At 73.6% G+C, this 17,704-nt stretch carries 17 protein-coding genes and 1 pseudogene; 6 read left to right on the forward strand and 12 right to left on the reverse strand.

The features are described from left to right. Positions 1 to 647 (forward strand): annotated as a pseudogene (locus QL983_RS05425) (cell division protein FtsK); the annotation flags it as partial. Between the two features lie 457 nt (positions 648 to 1,104). Further along, positions 1,105 to 1,683 carry a dienelactone hydrolase family protein gene (locus tag QL983_RS05430; protein WP_036313989.1) on the forward strand — a complete coding sequence of 193 codons (579 nt, stop codon included), beginning with the start codon at positions 1,105 to 1,107 and terminating at the stop codon, positions 1,681 to 1,683. Between the two features lie 19 nt (positions 1,684 to 1,702). On the opposite strand, the gene QL983_RS05435 is transcribed toward QL983_RS05430, so the two are convergent. After that, positions 1,703 to 3,106: an MFS transporter gene (locus QL983_RS05435; RefSeq protein ID WP_036313991.1), complete on the reverse strand. Its 1,404-nt coding sequence runs from the start codon at positions 3,104 to 3,106 to the stop codon at positions 1,703 to 1,705. A 71-nt stretch (positions 3,107 to 3,177) separates the two neighbouring features. Continuing rightward, positions 3,178 to 3,759: a hypothetical protein gene (locus tag QL983_RS05440; RefSeq protein ID WP_036313994.1), complete on the reverse strand. Its 582-nt coding sequence runs from the start codon at positions 3,757 to 3,759 to the stop codon at positions 3,178 to 3,180. Positions 3,760 to 3,900: 141 nt separating this feature from the next. On the opposite strand from QL983_RS05440, the gene QL983_RS05445 reads away from it, so the two are divergent. The 3 genes from QL983_RS05445 to QL983_RS05455 are packed head-to-tail and all read left to right on the forward strand — an operon-like array spanning position 3,901 to position 6,294. Beyond that, positions 3,901 to 5,091 carry an LLM class flavin-dependent oxidoreductase gene (locus tag QL983_RS05445; RefSeq protein ID WP_036313995.1) on the forward strand — a complete coding sequence of 397 codons (1,191 nt, stop codon included), beginning with the start codon at positions 3,901 to 3,903 and terminating at the stop codon, positions 5,089 to 5,091. Beyond that, positions 5,088 to 5,777, forward strand: coding sequence for an FMN reductase (locus QL983_RS05450; protein ID WP_020628145.1), 690 nt, complete (start codon positions 5,088 to 5,090; stop codon positions 5,775 to 5,777). The genes QL983_RS05445 and QL983_RS05450 overlap by 4 nt, the downstream gene beginning before the upstream one ends. Then, a complete protein-coding gene (locus tag QL983_RS05455) occupies positions 5,749 to 6,294 on the forward strand; it encodes a MarR family transcriptional regulator (RefSeq protein WP_020628146.1) in 546 nt (181 codons plus the stop codon). Before QL983_RS05450 ends, QL983_RS05455 begins: the two co-directional genes overlap by 29 nt. Positions 6,295 to 6,393: 99 nt before the next feature. Here the strand turns inward: QL983_RS05455 and QL983_RS05460 are convergent, their stop codons facing one another. The 8 genes from QL983_RS05460 to QL983_RS05495 all read right to left on the reverse strand — a co-directional run bounded on the left by QL983_RS05460 (position 6,394) and on the right by QL983_RS05495 (position 12,667). Beyond that, entirely contained in the window at positions 6,394 to 7,620 is a 1,227-nt protein-coding gene (locus tag QL983_RS05460) for a trypsin-like serine protease (protein WP_223247523.1), read from the reverse strand. 122 nt (positions 7,621 to 7,742) lie between these two features. Continuing rightward, positions 7,743 to 8,735 (reverse strand): SseB family protein, encoded by a 993-nt coding sequence (locus QL983_RS05465; RefSeq protein ID WP_122054167.1) that lies wholly within the window; start codon positions 8,733 to 8,735, stop codon positions 7,743 to 7,745. Further along, a complete protein-coding gene (gene priA / locus QL983_RS05470; protein ID WP_036313998.1) occupies positions 8,732 to 9,517 on the reverse strand; it encodes a bifunctional 1-(5-phosphoribosyl)-5-((5-phosphoribosylamino)methylideneamino)imidazole-4-carboxamide isomerase/phosphoribosylanthranilate isomerase PriA in 786 nt (261 codons plus the stop codon). Before priA ends, QL983_RS05465 begins: the two co-directional genes overlap by 4 nt. Before the next feature lie 31 nt (positions 9,518 to 9,548). Continuing rightward, positions 9,549 to 9,707, reverse strand: coding sequence for a hypothetical protein (locus tag QL983_RS05475; RefSeq protein WP_004167696.1), 159 nt, complete (start codon positions 9,705 to 9,707; stop codon positions 9,549 to 9,551). After that, positions 9,707 to 10,366 carry an imidazole glycerol phosphate synthase subunit HisH gene (gene hisH / locus QL983_RS05480; protein WP_004167703.1) on the reverse strand — a complete coding sequence of 220 codons (660 nt, stop codon included), beginning with the start codon at positions 10,364 to 10,366 and terminating at the stop codon, positions 9,707 to 9,709. Before hisH ends, QL983_RS05475 begins: the two co-directional genes overlap by 1 nt. Next, complete coding sequence (hisB, locus tag QL983_RS05485; protein WP_152743305.1) at positions 10,366 to 10,947, reverse strand: imidazoleglycerol-phosphate dehydratase HisB; 582 nt, start codon at positions 10,945 to 10,947, stop codon at positions 10,366 to 10,368. The genes hisH and hisB overlap by 1 nt, the downstream gene beginning before the upstream one ends. Before the next feature lie 180 nt (positions 10,948 to 11,127). Further along, a complete protein-coding gene (locus QL983_RS05490) occupies positions 11,128 to 12,249 on the reverse strand; it encodes a histidinol-phosphate transaminase (RefSeq protein ID WP_036314000.1) in 1,122 nt (373 codons plus the stop codon). 43 nt (positions 12,250 to 12,292) lie between these two features. Then, entirely contained in the window at positions 12,293 to 12,667 is a 375-nt protein-coding gene (locus QL983_RS05495) for a LysM peptidoglycan-binding domain-containing protein (RefSeq protein ID WP_020628151.1), read from the reverse strand. 294 nt (positions 12,668 to 12,961) lie between these two features. Here QL983_RS05495 and lexA point away from each other — a divergent pair, with 294 nt between their 5' ends. After that, positions 12,962 to 13,678 (forward strand): transcriptional repressor LexA, encoded by a 717-nt coding sequence (lexA, locus tag QL983_RS05500; RefSeq protein WP_098093236.1) that lies wholly within the window; start codon positions 12,962 to 12,964, stop codon positions 13,676 to 13,678. A gap of 43 nt (positions 13,679 to 13,721) precedes the next feature. On the opposite strand, the gene QL983_RS05505 is transcribed toward lexA, so the two are convergent. Together QL983_RS05505 and hflX are read right to left on the reverse strand one after the other, a co-directional pair. Then, a complete protein-coding gene (locus tag QL983_RS05505) occupies positions 13,722 to 15,731 on the reverse strand; it encodes an ATP-dependent DNA helicase (protein ID WP_290151680.1) in 2,010 nt (669 codons plus the stop codon). An 86-nt stretch (positions 15,732 to 15,817) separates the two neighbouring features. Next, positions 15,818 to 17,458 (reverse strand): GTPase HflX, encoded by a 1,641-nt coding sequence (gene hflX / locus QL983_RS05510; protein ID WP_144879083.1) that lies wholly within the window; start codon positions 17,456 to 17,458, stop codon positions 15,818 to 15,820. Between the last annotated feature and the right edge of the window lie 246 nt (positions 17,459 to 17,704).

Here is a 17,704-nt window from a genome sequence, read left to right on the forward strand (position 1 = left end):
GCGCTCGCCGGGCCGAGGCCACGGCCCTGGCCCTGCTCGACGACGCGGCCCACGGCCGGCACCGTCCCTGGCGGTGGCCGACCGGCGCGGAGGGACGCACGGCATGGATCGTCGAGGCCGCGGGCGGTCGCGCGGAGACGCTGGCCGCCGTCGTCGAGGTGGCGATGCGCAGCGGCCGGCCGGTGGCCGTGCTGGACGGCACCGGGGAGGCCGCGACGGCCGCGCGGTCCGGGACGCCGGTGCTGACCCCGGACTCCGAGGGTGCCGGGGAGGCCGTCCTGGCCCGCCTGCGCGAGCTCGCGGCCGCCGGCGGCACGGCAGTGATCACGGGCTGGAACGCGTGGTCCGGCCTGCGCGTCGGGGACACCTACCGCACGGTCGAGGAGGACGTGCACGACTGGCTCGGCCGTCCGGCGGCCGCCGGGCTGCGGTTGGCGGTGTTCGGCGGCCGCGAGCTGGCGACGGGCCGGCTGCTGCTGCACCTGCCCCATCGATTCTTCGTGCCGGCCGGGACGAACGCCGAGCACCGGCTCGTCTGGCCCCGGCTGACCGAGGTCGAGCCCCTGCCGGGGCGGGCCGTGCACATCAGTCCCGCCGTCCCCGAACCCGGCATGCCCTGCCAGCTCGCGTCTCCCGCCCCGGCGTGACCGCACTGACGGCGATGCCGCGTGGACGTCACGGGCGAGCGCACCGGGAGCAGCCAGACATGGCGCCCCTTCGTCGCCGTACGTCCGAAGCGGCCGCGGCATCGTCCGGCGATGACGTCCTGGAGGTCGCAGGACGGATGGGGCGAGGAGGCCGCTGCCCGCTCGTACCTCGAGCGGCCCCGTGACCGATCGCACGAGTGGCTCGGCACTCATGCAGAAGATTCCTCGCCGCTCGCCCGCGCAGTCTCCGCCCGCGCGACGTGAAGACTGAGACGGTGCTGTCCTGGGGTCACAGCGACGAGAACCCAGGGCACCGGTCAGGGAAGCACTGCGCTTGCCCTCCACGCAATGAGCGCCAACTCGCCCGCGGCTGAAGACGGAGCCACCTCACTTCTTCGCCCCCGATCACCCACCCGCACTCTGGGGCAGCCGCTCACCGCGGTCTACGCTCTAACCCATGGCGCAGATCGTCCTCTTCCACCACGCCCTCGGTCTCACAGACGGCGTGCGCGCGCTCGCCGAACAGATCGCCGGCGGCGGTCACACCGTCCACACCCCTGACCTCTACGACGGCCGCACCTTCGCCACCGTGGACGAGGGCGTCGCCCACGCCCAGCACATCGGCTTCGAGGAGATCGGCCGGCGCGGCATGCGGGCGTGTGCCGAGCACCAGGAGGCCTCCGTCGTCGCCGGCATCAGCATGGGCGTGATGCCCGCCTGGCGTGCCGCCCAGGTGGTCCCCGGCTTCCGCGCGTGCATCGCCATGGCCGGCGCCCTGGCCCTCGACGCCTACGCCCCGCTCTGGCAGCCCCACACCGCCCTGCAGATCCACCTCGGCACCCGCGACCCCTGGGCCCTCGAGGGCGACCTCGAGACCGCCCGCTCCTACGCGGCCACCGCCGAGCACCCGGACCGCCCCGCCGACCTCTTCGAGTACGACACGGACCGGCACCTGTTCATGGACTCCTCCACCGCGGACTTCGACGCGGACCTCACCGCCGTGCTGGTCCGCCGCATCCACGAGCTCCTGGCCTGACCCGCGGAGCAGGCCCGGCTCAGGCGGAGCGCCGTCCGCGCGCCACCGTCGCCAGGGCGGCCAGCAGCACGAGCACGAAGCCCGCGGCCGCCGCGAACACGTAGCCCGCGGACGGGGCGACGCCGTCGATGAACACGCCGGCCAGCGGGGCGCCCATCGCGGCGCCCGCGGTCATGGCCGAGCCGTAGAAGCCCATCGCCTCGCCACGCCGCTCCTCCTCCACGAGGTGCGAGAGCCGGGACGAGGCCGAGGCCAGGGTCGGCGCCGTCAGCAGGCCGGAGGGGATCGAGGCCAGCGCGAGCGCCCACACCCCGTCCACGAGCGCGAGCGGCACCGTCGCCACGGCGAACAGCGCCATCAGCAGGTACGGGTGCACCTGGCGGCCCCAGGCCCCATAGAAGAGCCCGCCCACGGCGGAGGCACCGCACCAGAACGCGTACACCAGACCCACCGACGCCGCGGCGCCCTGCGACTCCAGCTCGGCCACCATCGAGACCTCGGTGCCGACCATGACGATCCCGGCCGCCATCGACACCACGAGCACGCCGAGCACCTCCGACCCAACCCAGGAGAAGTGGCTCCGCCGCCACTGCCGCAGCCGCTCGGCCCGGGCCCGGCGCGGCGCCGTCGTCGGCCCGGAGCCGTCCGCGGCGATGACGGGCAGCGACCCGGTGACGAGGGGGATGGCCTCCGTAATGGCCGGCAGCGCGCCGGTGGCCAGGCTGGGGGCGGCCATCTCCACGTGCATGGGCGCGGCGGTCACCGCCTGGGCGATCGCCTCCTGACGGTCCTGCTCCTCGGTGTAGGGATCCTCGGTCGCCGGTCCGACGACGGCCAGCTGACTCGACCGTGTCGGCGGGTTGAACCACATCAGCAGGATGCCGCCCAGCGCGCTGGAGAGGCCGACGATGGTCAGGCCGAGGGCACTCGACCACGTGGCCGCGACGACGGCGCCCAGCGCCGGGCCCATCATGAAGATCGTCTCCGTGACGATGGAGTCCAGGGCAAACGCCGTCTGCCGGTCCTTGCCGTGGGTGAGCACGCCGAGTCCCTGCCGGACGACGGAGAAGATCGGCAGTGAGAACACGCCGCCCAGGAACACGGCCAGGAGCATCGGCCAGAACGGCAGCCACGGGACGATCGGCCAGATCACCGCCTCCGCGATCACGGAAGGCAACAGTGCACGGCGCAGCCCCTTCGCGTCCACCACGCGGCCCCGCCACGGCGAGCCCACCGCGATGCCCAGCGTCATCGCCGCCCCGGCCAGGCCGGCCTGGCCGTAGCCCAGGCCCAGCGTGAGAGCCACGTGGAGGGTGAGGATCACCCCGGCCGCGGTGTGCGGGAAGCGGGCGATGAACCCCACCGCCAGCAGATGGCGGATCCGAGGGTCCTGCAACAGCCGTCCGTACGCTCCGAAGTCCACCGTCGAATCCTACGGGAGGGGTCAAGGCACGCCCCGGAGGCGCCGTCGAGACGGCCGCGCGCTCGGCGGACTCAGCCGTTGCTGCGCCGGTCCTTGGCCCGGATCAGGTCGAGGGCGATGGCCGTGCCGAGCACGGCGCAGCGCACCACGGGCGGCATGCCGGGGTCCAGGCGCATCTCGTACCGCGAGCGCCCGGCCAGGGCGTTCATGACGCCTCCGAACCGCGCGGTCACGCGGGCGATCGGCTGCTGGCCCACGGTCATGGCGTAGTCGTGGTCCCACAGGTCGCCGGTCACCGCGAAGCACGTGCCGTCCACGACCTCGACGTTCACGGACGTCCGCAGGAACGCGAACTGGCGGACGAGGTGGGCCAGGGGCAGCCCGTCGGCGTCCAGGATCGCGAAGCGGTCGCGGCCGAACGTGGCCGGGTCGGCGAGGCGGAAGAGCACGCGGCCGTCGTCACCGTCGACCACGTCGAAGCTGCGGTTCCCCATCAGCATTCGGCCCAGGCCCCCGCCCGTAGTGACCACCGAGACGACGGTGCGCCCGTCCGGGTCCGTCACCTGGATGTCGTTGGACAGGAAGCTCGTCACCTGCTGCAGGATGAGGACGTCCGTGTGGGCGAGGCGACCGGCGTCGAAGGCGGGGCTCATGGGACCAGTCTGCCGTGTCGGGCCCTGCGGAATATCCAGTACCGGACGGTTCGTTGTGCGCTATAGTTCATTTTTGAAGAACACGGCGACGGCGCGGCCGGCACCGTGAGACCCGCCCCCGGGCACACTGAGGAGCACACCATGCAGTTCGGCGTCTTCACGATCGGCGACATCACCGCCGATCCGACGAACGGGACCGCCCCCACCGAGCATCAGCGGATCAAGGACACCGTCAAGATCGCCCGCCACGCCGAGCAGGCGGGCTTCGAGGTGTTCGCGACCGGCCAGCACCACAACCCGCCCTTCGTGGCCCCGGGCAACCCGCCCACGCTGCTGGCCTACCTGGCCGCGCAGACCGAGACCCTCCAGCTCTCCACGGCGACGACCCTGATCACCACCATGGACCCGGTGCGTCTGGCCGAGGACTACGCGTACCTGCAGCACCTCGCCGACGGTCGCGTGGACCTGACGATGGGCCGCGGCAACACCGGCCCCGTGTACCCGTGGTTCGGCAAGGACATCCGCCAGGGCATCCAACTCGCCGTGGAGAACTACAACCTCCTCTACCGCCTGTGGCATGAGGAGACCGTGGACTGGAGCGGCAACCACCGCACCCCGCTGCAGGACTTCACCCTCACCCCGCAGCCCCTGGACGGCGTCGCCCCCTTCGTGTGGCACGGCTCCATCCGCTCCCCCGAGATCGCCGAGCAGGCCGCCTACTACGGCGACGGCTACTTCCACAACAACATCTTCTGGAACAAGGAGCACGTCATCCAGATGGTGCGCCTGTACCGCCAGCGCTACGAGTACTACGGCCACGGCAAGGCCCATCAGGCGTACGTGGCCCTGGGCGGCCAGGCCTACATGGCGAAGAACTCGCAGGACGCCGTGGCGGAGTTCCGCCCCTACTTCGACAACGCGCCGGTCTACGGCCACGGCCCGTCCCTCGAGGACTTCTCGAGGATGACGCCCCTGACGGTCGGCTCGCCGCAGCAGGTCATCGAGCGCACGCTCACGTTCCGCGACTGGGTGGGCGACTACCAGCGTCAGATGTTCCTCATCGACCACGCCGGCCTGCCCACGGACACCGTCCTGCGGCAGATCGACCTCTTCGGCGAGGAGGTCCTGCCCGTGCTGCGCAAGGAGTTCGACGCTCTGAAGCCGGACGACGTCCCGGCGGCCCCGACCCACGAGTTCCTCGTGGCACGCGCCCGCCGCGGCGAGGCTCCCGTGCCCGGCGGCAAGGAGGGATCGCAGGCCCAGCTCGACCGCGCGGCGGCCGCCGAGCAGCGCGCCACCGCCGATGCCGCGAAGGGCGGTGCCGCGCAGTGACCACCCCCGGCGCCCCCGATGCCTCCGCCCCGTTCACGCCGCAGGCCCGGCACCTCGCCGTGGTCTCCGGCGGGTCCGGGGACCCGTCCCAGACCCGCATGCTCGCCGAACGCATGGCGGAGTCCGCCTCGGCGGCGCTCTCCGAGCACGGCGTGGTCCCGCAGATCCACCTGATCACGCTGCGGGAGCTCGCCGTGGACATCGCGCAGGCCCTGGTGACCTTCGCCATCTCCCCGGCCCTGCGCGCCGCCCTGGACGAGGTCGCCCAGGCCGACGCCGTCATCGCGGTCTCGCCCACGTACAAGGCCTCCTACTCGGGCCTGTTCAAGTCCTTCTGGGACCTCGCGGAGCCCACGTCCGTCGTCGGGGTGCCCGTGCTCCTCGGCGCCACCGGCGGCACCGCCCGCCACTCGCTCATGATCGACACCGCCATGCGGCCGCTGTTCGCCTACCTCAAGGCCCGCATCGTGCCGACCGCGGTCTTCGCGGCCTCGGACGACTGGGGCGAGGCGGCCGGCGTGCAGGCCTCGATGCGGACCGACCCGCTGCAGTCCCGCATCCGGGCCGCCGGACGCGACCTGGCCGAGATCACCCTGAGCCGCCCCCCGCGGGCACGCGCCGCCGCGCCCGCGGACATCGACCTGGAGGTGACCCCCTTTGAGCAGCTCCTCAACCCCGGCCCCTGAGCCCGCCGCGCAGGACGCGGCGCCGGCGGAGCCCGACGGCGGCTGGTTCGGCTCCGCATCGGAGGCGCACCGCCCGGTGGACCCGCCCAAGCGCGCCTGGCGCGCCTACTTCGAGGCCACCCAGATGCTCACGGAGGTGGTGGAGCGCCGCCTGAAGCAGGACTGCGGCATGTCGCTGGCCGACTACAACCTGCTGCTGCTCCTCTACGAGTCCCCCGAGGGCCGGCTCCGGCTGGGAGAGCTGGCGTCCCGGATGGTCTTCTCCCCGTCGCGCATCACCTACCAGGTGAAGACGCTCGTGGCCCGCGGCCTGATCGACCGCCGCCCGGTGGCCTGTGACCGGCGGGGCTTCGAGGCCGTCCTCACCGACGAGGGCCGGTCCGCCTTCCGGCGCGCCGCGATCGAGCACGCCCGGCAGGTGGACGAGCTCTTCCTCGGCGACCTGGCGCCGGGCGAGGCGGAGTCCCTCACCCGGATCTTCTCCCGCCTGGGGCGGCGGCTCGAGGGGCTGTGCTGACCGCGTCCCCACCTGGCCGGGGCCGCCCCGGGACGTGACGAGGCCCGGTGATCCGTGCGGGATCACCGGGCCTCGTCGTGTCGTTCGGGGCGGAATCGATCAGCCGACCAGCTGACCGCCCAGGGTCACGGTGGCGTCCGTGGCGGCGCCGGCGGCGTCGACCACGGTGACCACCACGGAGCCGCCCGCGGGCACCTCGGCCGGCACGGGCAGCCAGGCGCGGTACTCGCCGGTGAGGTCCAGGCCGTCCTGGCCGAGGACCGTGCCGTCGGCGTCGTAGGCCGTGACGGTGACGGAGGCGAAGCCGCCCTGATCCGTCTGCGCGACCACCTGGGTGCCGTAGGCGACACCCTCGGCGGGCGCGGCCACGACGTCGGTCACGCCCGGCGCAGCGGCCTCGGCGACCGGGGCCTCAGCAGCGGGGGCCGCCTCGGCGGCCTCCTCCTCCGCGGCGGCCTCGGCGCGGGCCTTGAGCTCGGCCGCGATGGCCTCCTCCTCAGCCGGCGTGAACTCGGTCAGCTCGGACTCGTCCACGGCGGGCTCGCCGCCGGTGGGCAGGTCCTCGTCGGCCACGGGGCCCGCGACGTCGGCGATCGCCGGGGCGGTCTCGGCGGCCGGAGCGGTCTCCGCGGCCGCGGCGGTCTCGGCGGCGGGCGCCGCGGAGGCGTCCAGCGCGTCGAGGGACTCGACCGGGACCATGATCGAGGACATCGCCTGGGCGTCGCAGCCCACCACGTTGCCCTCGGCGTCGAAGGTCACCGGGGCGATGCCCGAGATGACCCCGACCACCCGCTGCTGGGCGTCATAGACGGCCCCGCCCGAGTCGCCGGCGTAGGTCGAGGCGGTGTCGAGGGCAACCTGATCCGCGTACGCGTCGTCGCAGACCGTGGCGGCCTCGAAGGTCTGCGTGTGGGACACGGTGTTCGGCGCGCCCAGCGGCACGGACGAGCCGTGGGTGTAGACGGTCTCGCCCACACCGATGGACGAGGCCGGCCGCGTGGACCAGTCGCCCACGACGTCGACGTCGTCGGCCAGGGCCACGCGGACCGCGTCCACGCCCGAATCGCCGGGCAGTGCCGAGACGGTGCCGATCGCGGTGCCGTCGACGTCGCGGACGGTCGAGCCGATCTGCCATTGGCCCGCACCACAGTGGGCCGCGGTGTAGGCGGTGGCGTCGTCGACGATGGTCAGACTGCACGCCCCGGCCGGCGCGGTGATCGCCGAGCCCTGGGTGAGCGTGGTCTGCGCGAGGGCGGGGCCGGCACCGGCCACCACCACCGCGCCCAGCGCCGCGGTGGCGACGCCGGTCAAGGTTCTGGTTCTCATGGGTACTCCTCGGAGGATGGGAGGCATGGGGCCGGCGCGCGGCGCACGGCCTCCAGGATGGGGTGGGGCCACCACGGGCCCTCCCCTCCCCCTCAACGGTACCGGACAGGCCGGGCGACCGATCAGGGTCGGCGGACCGTGATCTCCACCGAGTCGGCCCGCTCGGCCAGCACCGGCAGGTCCGCCAGGAGGGTCTTGAGCGTGGCCGTCATCAGGCGCACCCCGGTCGCGTCGGCGTCCCGGGTGGGCATCGCGACGATCTGCAGCTCGGGCCCGGCCCCGCCTCCGTTCATCACCGCGCCGGAGCCCGTGTGCGTGGCCACCCCCGACCCGGGGGCGAGGCCCAGGTTGAGCAGGTTCGGGACCAGGTCGGCGACCTGGGCGATCTCGTCCGCGATCTCCTGGTCCCGATAGGCGGGGGTCCACTCCTTCTGCTGGGCGAGCGACCACACGGCCGGGCGTCGCACCACGTACGTGTGCTCGGCGCCGGCGTCGATGACGACGAGCTCACAGCCCTCGTCCACGGCGGACAGGCAGGCACGCGGCAGCCACACGGCCACGGGTCGGGCGACCGGGTTCCATGCCGTCAGCGCGGGCACGTTCGTGAACACCGGCAGCGCCTGCCGGCCGTCCGGCGCGCGCATGGTCACGAGGGCCACGTCCGCGGCCTTGTCCCCGTGCGCCGCGACGTCGTGCTCGTGACCGGTGTGGTCGTGGACGTCGTCCTCGTCCACGGCAAGGGTGGGCACGACGGCGGCGAACACGCGGATGCGCGCGAGCACCTCCGTCACCTCCCGCTCACCGGCGGAGCCGTCCGTCAGGGCCGCCATGACGGCGGTCCACTCGGCCGGGCTGGTGCCGTCGTCCTCGTCGAACACGTGCAACGGGTTCGCGGAGCCGTCCACGCCGGGGCCGGAGAGGTCACGGCCCTGCCACGGGACGCCCGCGGTGTCCGCGGTGTTCTCGCCCGCGGTCTTCTCCCGCATGCGGTCGAGTGCGGCTCGGATGTGCCCCGGCAGCTCCCGGGCCGCCGGGTGCGGCACCGCGACCGTCTCGTCGATCGGACCGAGCCCCTCGTCGCGGGCCAGGCCGCCGTCGTCGTGCGAGCCCGTCACGGGGCGACCGGGCCGGGCTGCTCGGAGCGCGCCTGCTCCACCGTGGCGCCGCCGGCAACGGCCAGCGCCTGCTCCAGGCTGAAGCGGCCGGCGTACAGCGCCTTGCCCATGATCGCGCCCTCGACGCCCTGGCCGGTCATGGCCGCGAGCGCGGCAACGTCCTCGAGGGAGGAGATGCCGCCCGAGGCGACGACCGGCTTCGCGGTCTTCGCGCAGACCTGGGCGAGCAGCTCCGTGTTCGGCCCCTTGAGCGTGCCGTCCTTCGTGACGTCGGTGACCACGTAGCGGGCGCAGCCGGCATCCTCGAGGCGGGCGAGCACCTCCCAGAGGTCGCCGCCCTCCTTGGTCCAGCCGCGGGCGGCGAGCGTGGTGCCGCGCACGTCGAGGCCCACGGCCACCCGGTCGGCGAAGCGCTCGATGACGCGCGCGGTCCAGTCCGGGTCCTCGAGGGCGGCGGTGCCCAGGTTCACGCGCGCCGCACCCATCTCGAGGGCGTTCTCGAGCGAGGCGTCGTCGCGGATGCCGCCGGACAGCTCGATCTTCACGCCGATCTCCTCCACCACACGGCGCATGACCTCGCGGTTGTCACCGCGGCCGAAGGCGGCGTCCAGGTCCACGAGGTGGATCCACTCCGCGCCGGCGCGCTGCCAGTCCAGGGCGGCGGTCACCGGGTCGCCGTACGAGGTGGCGCTGCCGGCCTCGCCCTGGACGAGGCGGACGGCCTGGCCGTCCTGGACGTCGACGGCGGGCAGCAGCTCGAGTGCGGGGGCGTTCGGGGTCATGGGGTTCCTCTCGGGTGGGCGGCCGGCGCGATCAGGCGCCGACGGTCAGGAAGGAGGCGGCGATGGCCATGCCGGCCAGCACGAGGACGATCACGATGGCCCACAGCGGCGCCTTCTGCGTGCGCATGGACCAGGCGGCGCCGAGCAGCAGCCCGCCGAGGGCGAGGTACAGGACGGACCAGTAGGGCATCAGAGGGTCTCCAGCCAGTTGCGCAGCAGCTGCAGACCGGCATCCCCGGACTTCTCGGGGTGGAACTGCGTGGCGGACAGGGGGCCGTTCTCCACGGCGGCGATGAAGTCCGCGCCGTGGTGCGCCCAGGTGACCTGGGGCGGACGCATGGCGGAGATCGTCTGGTCGAACTCCCATTCGAGCACGCCGTAGGAGTGGACGAAGTAGAACCGCTCGTCCTCGATGCCCGCGAAGAGGGCGCTGCCCTCGGGCGGCCGGACGGTGTTCCAGCCCATGTGCGGCAGGACCTCGGCGGGCAGCTCGGCGACGACACCCGGCCACTCCCCCATGCCCGCGGTGCGCTCGCCGTGCTCGACGCCGGCGTCGAAGAGGATCTGGTGGCCCACGCAGATGCCGAGGACGGGTCGGCCCCCGGCCACGCGGCGGCCGATCCAGCGGGTGCCGCCGACCTCGGTCAGTGCCCGCATCACGGACGCGTACGCCCCGACACCGGGCACGAGCAGCCCGTCGGCCTCCTGCACGGCCTGCGGATCGCGCGTGAGCTCGACCTCCGCGCCGGCCCGCTCCACGGCACGCAGCGCCGAGTGCACGTTGCCCGAGCCGTAGTCCAGGACGGCGACGCGCGGCCGCACACCGGGGACGGTGGTGGGGCGGGCCATCAGAGGGCGCCCTTGGTGGAGGGCACGCCGGTCATGCGGGGGTCGTCCTCGACGGCGGCGCGCAGGGCGCGGGCGAAGGCCTTGAACTGCGCCTCGACGATGTGGTGAGGATCCCGGCCCCGCACGACGTCCATGTGGAGGCAGATCGCCGCGTGGTACGTGATCGACTCGAACACATGGCGGGTCATGGAACCGGTGAAGTGCCCGCCGATGAGGTGGTACTGCTGCCCCTCGGGCTCGCCCTCGTGCACGAGGTACGGCCGGCCGGAGACGTCGACGACGGCGCGCGCCAGCGCCTCGTCCAGCGGCACGGACGCCTCGCCGAAGCGGCGGATGCCGGACTTGTCCCCGAGCGCGGTCTTGAGCACCTCGCCCAGGGTGATGGCGACGTCCTCGACCGTGTGGTGCACGTCGATGTGCGTGTCCCCGGTGGCACGGACCGTCAGGTCGATCTGGGAGTGCCGGGACAGCGCGGTGAGCATGTGGTCGTAGAACGGCACGGTGGTGGAGATCTCAGCACGGCCGGTGCCGTCCAGATCCATCTCGACGTACACGTCCGACTCGCTCGTGGTGCGCGTCATGCGCGCACGGCGTCCGGAGATCAGCTCGGCTGCCACGGGTCCTCCTCGGGCTGGGGCCGCACCGGTCCGGGACGGGTGCGGGGGATGCGGGTGCGCGCGGCCGGTGCCGGCGGGCCGGGGCGCCGCGCGCGCTGTCCCCATCCTAGGGAGCCGGGCGGACACCGCGACTCCGGTGACGCCTCAGGACCGGTGCCCGGTCTCGCCGAGGACCTCCTCGAGAGCGGTGAGGAACGCCGTCGTCTCCGGCTCGGTGCCGGCGGTGACGCGCAGGTGGTGCGGGATGCCGACGTCCCGCACGAGCACGCCGCGGTCGAGCAGTCGGCCCCACACGTCGGACGCGTCCTCGAGGTGACCGAAGAAGACGAAGTTCGAGTCGGACACCGAGGGCCTCAGTCCCAGGCCGCGCAGGGTGGAGACGATGCGGTCGCGCTGGGCCTTGATGTCCTCCACGGTGCGCAGCAGCGCGTCCACGTGGTCGAGGGCGGCCTCCGCCGTGGCCTGCGTGACCGCGGAGAGGTGGTACGGCAGGCGCACCAGGCGCAGGGCGTCGGTGACGGCGGGGTCCGCGGCCAGGTAGCCCAGGCGCGCGCCGGCCAGGGCGAACGCCTTGGACATGGTGCGCGTGACGATCAGCCGCTCGCGGCCGGGCAGGAGCGTGAGGGCGGAGCGGGTGCCGGCGAGGGCGAACTCCGCGTAGGCCTCGTCCACGACGACCATCGCGCCGGGCCCGCCGGCGGCCTCGTTCTGCGCCTGCGCGGCGTACACGGCCTCGATGGTCGCCAGGTCCAGGGCCGTGCCCGTCGGGTTGTTGGGGGAGGCCAGGAAGACGACGTGCGGACGGTGCTCCCGCACCATGGCCGCCGCGTGCTCGGCGCTGAGGGTGTGGTCCGCGGCGCGGCCGCCGTCCACGAACACGGTGTCCGTGCCGCCGGCCAGCAGCGGGTACATGGAGTACGAGGGCAGGAAGCTCAGCAGTGTCCGCCCGGGGCCGCCGAAGGCCTGGAGGATCTGCTGCAGGATCTCGTTGGAGCCGTTGCCGGCCCACACGTGGTCCGCCGTGAGGCCGTGGCCGAGGTAGCCGGCGAGCGCGCGTCGCAGGCCCGTGAACTCGCGGTCCGGGTAGCGGTTCAGCCCCCCGGCGACGGCCGCGACCCGCTCGGCGATGGCGGTGGCGACCTCCTCCGGCACCGGGTGCGTGTTCTCGTTGGTGTTGAGCATGTACGGCACGTCCAGCTGGGGGGCGCCGTAGGGGCTCAGGCCGCGGAGGTTCTCGCGCAGGGGCAGAGAGCTGAGGTCGGTCATGGCCGCCAGTCTAGGAACCCTGGAGGGCGAGGCCCGCCGTGCGTCACCGCGTGGCCGGGACGAACAGCTCCTCGCCCGGGGCGGGGGCCCGGCCCTCGAGCCCGTTGAGCTCGTCGATCGTGGCGATCACCTCGTAGACGTCCGCCTCCGGCGCCACCGTGGTGGCGATGGTCCACAGGCTGTCCCCGGGCATGACCGTGACGGACTGGGTGGCGGGTCCCGCGGTGTCCGCGGACACCGCGGCGGGCGACAGCAGCACACCCAGGAAGAAGGCGGCCGCCAGCGTGGCGGCCACGGCCGCGGCGATCACGGGGATCCCCCGCAGGACGAGGCGGCCGCGGCGGGTCAGACGGATGGTGGCCGGACGCGGCCGCGCCGTCGCGGGCGAGCCGGCGAACTGGGCGGTGGTGAGCGTCATGGTGTCCTCCTCCGGGGCGGATGCCCTCCAGGTGATCGAACATCTGTTCGAATCCGTTCGAATGCCTTTCTAGCACAGGTGTTCGAGACACGCCACGAACAGATCGAACATATCTTTGAAGGAGAGGCGGCTCTCCTCTAGGCTCGAGGCCATGCACGGACGCCCCGGAACGCCCCCGGGGATCGCCAGGACACAGGCAACCAGCGGGGGCGGACACGGTAAGCGTCCGGACGGCAGCCGGACGCCGGAACATGAGGCCGGCCACCATCACCCCCGGGAGAACGGACGGCAGCCATGAGCACCACCGACGATCAGCCGGCGGCGCGTGCGCCGCTCACCGACCGCCAGCGGCGGATCGTGCAGACCATCCGGGACGCGATCGCCGACCACGGCTACCCGCCCTCCATGCGCGAGATCGGCGATGCCGCGGGCCTGGCCTCGCTCTCCTCCGTCACGCACCAGCTGGGCCGTCTCGAGCGGCACGGCTACATCCGGCGCGACCCCGGACGCCCGCGTGCCCTCGAGGTGCTGCTCGACGTGGACGGCACCCCGCTGGGTGAGGCCGCCTCCCCCGCCGCTGCGCCGTCGTCGCGGATCTCCGCGATCCCCGCATGGCACACCGGTGCGGACGAGGCGGACAGCGTGCCGGTCCCCTGGGTCGGCCGCATCGCGGCGGGCGGCCCGGTCCTGGCTGAGCAGCAGGTCGAGGACGTCATGGCGATCCCGCGACGCCTTACGGGCGAGGGCGAGCTGTTCATGCTGCGCGTCACGGGCGACTCGATGGTGGACGCCGCGATCTGCGACGGCGACTGGGTGGTGGTGCGTCGGCAGGAGACGGCGGAGAATGGCGACATCGTCGCGGCCCTCCTCGACGACGAGGCCACCGTGAAGACCTTCCGCCGCCGCGACGGGCACACCTGGCTCCTCCCCCAGAACACGGCCTACGAGCCCATCCTCGGCGATCACGCCACCGTGATGGGGCGGGTCGTCACGGTCCTGCGTTCGCTCTGACCCGCTCCCTCCGGCCGGGCCGACGGCCCGAGGCCGAGCGAGGTCAATCGCCCGAGGCGAGCCGTGCCAGCACCCCGCGGACGACGTCGCGGTCCGTGGTGCGCCAGAAGTCCGGCAGGGCGCTCGTGATGTAGCCGCCGTACCGCTCGGTGGCCAGGCGGGGGTCCAGCACGGCCACCACGCCGCGGTCCGTCACGGAGCGCACGAGGCGCCCGGCGCCCTGGGCCATGCGCACGGCCGCGTGCGTGGCGGAGATCCGCATGAACCCGTTGCCGCCGTGCCGGGCGACGTCCCGGGTCCGGGCCTGGGAGAGCGGGTCGTCCGGCCGCGGGAACGGGATGCGGTCGATCACCACGAGCCGCAGCGAGTTCCCCGGCACGTCCACGCCCTGCCACAGGCTCATGGTGCCGAACAGGGACGTGTCCGGCTCCTCGGCGAACTGGCGCACGAGGGCGGAGAGGGTCGCGTCCCCCTGGCACAGGATCGTGGTCTTCGGCCCGAGCCGACGGCGCATCTCGGCGGCGGCGTCCTCGGCCGCCCGGCGCGAGGAGAACAGGCCGAGGGCCCCACCCCGCGACGCCCTCAGGAGCGCCTCGAGCTCATCCAGGGACTCCGGCGAGGCCGTCCGGCCGGGCCGGGGCAGGTGCCGGGCCACGTAGAGCACCCCCTGACGCGGGTAGTCGAAGGGGCTGCCGACGTCGAGGGCCTCGAACTTCGGGGCGTCCGGACCGGCCAGGCCCACGTCGCCGGCCACCGAGTCGAACCGGCGCTCCCCCGAGCCCACGGTGAGCGTGGCGGAGGTGAGCACCGTCGTCGCCTTGCCGAACAGGCCCTCCCGCAGCTTGCCGGCCACCGAGAGCGGGGCCACGTAGAGCTGGGGCGGGTCGGTCTCGTCCCCCGGCTGCCAGCCCACGCCGGGCTCGAAGTGGCCGGGACGGGTGGCCCACAGCACCTCGGGGAAGTCGGCCTCGGGCCGGGCCGCGAGCATGCGCTCCACCACCTCGAGCACCTCGAGGATCCGCGAGCGCGCCATCTGCCGTCCGCCGTCGGCATCGGCCTCCTTGTCCTTGTCCTGGCCGAGGTCGGACAGGCACTGGCGCGCGGCCGTGAGGACGCCGGTGAGGGCCTGCTCCTGCACCTCGTCCGGGCCGGCGGCGATCAGGCCGGACGGGGTGTCCGTGAACGCGCGGTCCAGGGCCGCCCCGGCTTCGATCAGGTCCTCCACGGCCACGGTGGTGTGACGGCGCAGCGAGGTGGCGGCGCCGTGCACGATCGACCCGGACAGCTGCCCGGTGACCGCACCGGTCACCCGGTCCTGCAGCTCGTGGGCCTCGTCCACGACGACGGCCGAGTACGCCGGCAGCACCGCGAGCCCCTCGAAGGCGCTGATGGCGAGCATCGCGTGGTTGGTGACCACGACGTCCGCGTCCGCCGCGTCCGCGCGGGCCCGCTCGGAGAAGCACTCCTCGGCCTGGGGGCAGCGGGACGCGCCGAGGCAGTCGACCGCGGAGACGGAGACCTGCCGCCACGCGCGGTCGGTGACGGGGACCTCGAGGTCGTCGCGGTCCCCGGTCTCGGTCTGGTCCGCCCACGCCCGCAGGTACATGACCTCCTTGCCCAACAGGGAGGAGGGCCCGGCGGCGCCGTCCGTGGCGGAGCCGATCATCCCGCCGTCGTCGGCGACCGTGAAGAGGGCCTCCTCGCCCTCGTCCCCGGGGTAGCCGCCGTCCACTTTGTGGCGGCACAGGTAGTTGGAGCGGCCCTTGACCAGGGCGACGACGGGCTCGCGAGGCAGCTCGTCCTTGAGCGCCTCGACCAGCCGAGGGGCGTCCCGCTTCATGATCTGGGCCTGCAGTGCGAGCGTGGCCGTGGCGACGACGACGGGGTCCTCCTGCGTCATCGCGTGCTGGAGCGCGGGGATCAGGTAGGCCAGGGACTTGCCGGTGCCGGTGCCGGCCTGCACGAGCAGGTGGCGGCGCGACTCGAGGGCGCGCGCCACCTGCAGCACCATCTCCCGCTGACCCGCGCGGTGCTGGCCGCCGGTGGCCTGCACCGCGGCGTCCAGGAGGCGCAGCGCCTCGCGCTCGTGCTCCGTGCGTGGCTGCGCGCCGCCCGCCCCGGCTTCCTTCGCCCGGTCGCTTACGACGCGTCCGCCTCCACGACGAACTCGGCGAAGTCCGGCGCGATGTCCTCACGGACCAGCACGGACAGGCGGGTGCCGCCCTCCTCGTAGCCCTCGGCCAGGATCTCCGCGTCCGCCGAGTGGAGGCGGGAGACCAGCTCACCCCGGGTGAACGGGATCAGCAGTTCGAGCCGCACGTCAGGCCGCGGGATGGTGGCCGCGATGGCGCGCTCGAGCTCGTCGATGCCCTCGCCGGTGCGCGCGGAGACCACCACGGCGTGGGGCTCCTTGGCCCGGATCCGGGCGATGACGGCCGGGTCCGCGGCGTCCGCCTTGTTCAGCACGATGATCTCGGGGATCCGGTGCGCGTCCACCTCCGCGAACACGGAGCGCACCGCGGCGATCTGGCCCTCGGGATCCGGGTGCGAGCCGTCCACGACGTGCAGGATGACGTCCGCGTCCGCGACCTCCTCGAGGGTGGAGCGGAACGCCTCGACCAGCTGCGTGGGCAGGTTCCGCACGAAGCCGACCGTGTCCGAGAGGGTGTAACCGATGCCGTCCGGCGTCATGGCCTTGCGCACGGTGGGGTCCAGCGTGGCGAACAGGGCGTTCTCCACGAGCACCCCGGCGTGGGTGAGGCGGTTGAGCAGGGACGACTTCCCGGCGTTGGTGTACCCGGCGATCGCCACGGACGGCACCCGGTTGCGACGACGGTTGGCACGCTTGGCCTCCCGGGCCGGCTTCATCCCGGCGATGTCCCGGCGCAGCTTCGCCATGCGGGTGCGGATGCGGCGGCGGTCCAGCTCGATCTTGGTCTCACCGGGTCCACGGGAGCCGATGCCCTCGCCGGCGGCGGCACGGCCGCCGGCCTGCCGGGACATGGACTCGCCCCAGCCGCGCAGGCGCGGCAGCAGGTACTCGAGCTGCGCGAGCTCGACCTGGGCGCGGCCCTCACGCGAGCTCGCGTGCTGGGCGAAGATGTCCAGGATCAGCGCGGTCCGGTCGATCACCTTCACCCGCACCACGTCCTCCAGCGCGCGACGCTGAGACGGGGCGAGCTCGGAGTCCACCACCACGGTGTCCGCACCGGAGAGCGCCACGATCTCGGCGAGCTCCTGCGCCTTGCCCTTGCCGAGGAACGTGGCCGGGTCCGGGGTGGCGCGGCGCTGGATGACGCCGTCGAGCACCTCCGAGCCCGCGGTCTCGGCGAGCGCGGCGAGCTCCCGCAGGGAGTTCTCCGCATCCTCCGCGGAGCCCTCGGTCCAGACGCCCGCCAGCACCACGCGCTCCAGGCGCAGCTGGCGGTACTCGACCTCGGTCATGTCCTCGAGCTCGGTGGACAGGCCCTGCACGCGCTTGAGGGAGTGGCGCGCGGCGAGCTCGTCCTGGTCGCCGTCGGCGTCCGTGTGCCCGTCCTCGCCCTCGTCCAGGGCGAGTGCACGGCCTGCGAGCGCGCCGGAGCGGTCCGGGGTGCCGGCGTCGGGGGCGTCCTCGTGGTCCGCGACCACACTGTCCGCGGAGCCGCGCCCGGTCGCCTCGCGGCCGGAGGCGCGGCGAGCGTCATCGGCGGCCAGGATGCGGTCGATCACGGCCTGGATCTCGTCCTCGGAGCCGTGGGCGCCCTGGGGGCCGGGGGTGTGCTGGTTCTTCTCAGTCATGGTCTCCTCTGGGCCGCCGCGGTCGGGTGGCCCGATGCTCTCAGGGTAGAGGGGTGCGCGGACGCGTTAGGCGGCTGTCCGCAGGGGGCGGACGTGGCGGGTGACGCGCACGGCCGTGTGGGCAGGGGTCGGCGCCGCGCTGCGACGATCTCGCGGCGGCTCCGTTCGCGGGAGGAAGGTGAGCACGCGGCACCGCAGCCACGAGGTCTCGTCGGCGGGCGTGCAGGGGCGGACCACATCGTCCAT

This window comes from Micrococcus sp. APC 4021 (assembly GCF_030407635.1).
Classification (GTDB): domain Bacteria; phylum Actinomycetota; class Actinomycetes; order Actinomycetales; family Micrococcaceae; genus Micrococcus; species Micrococcus luteus.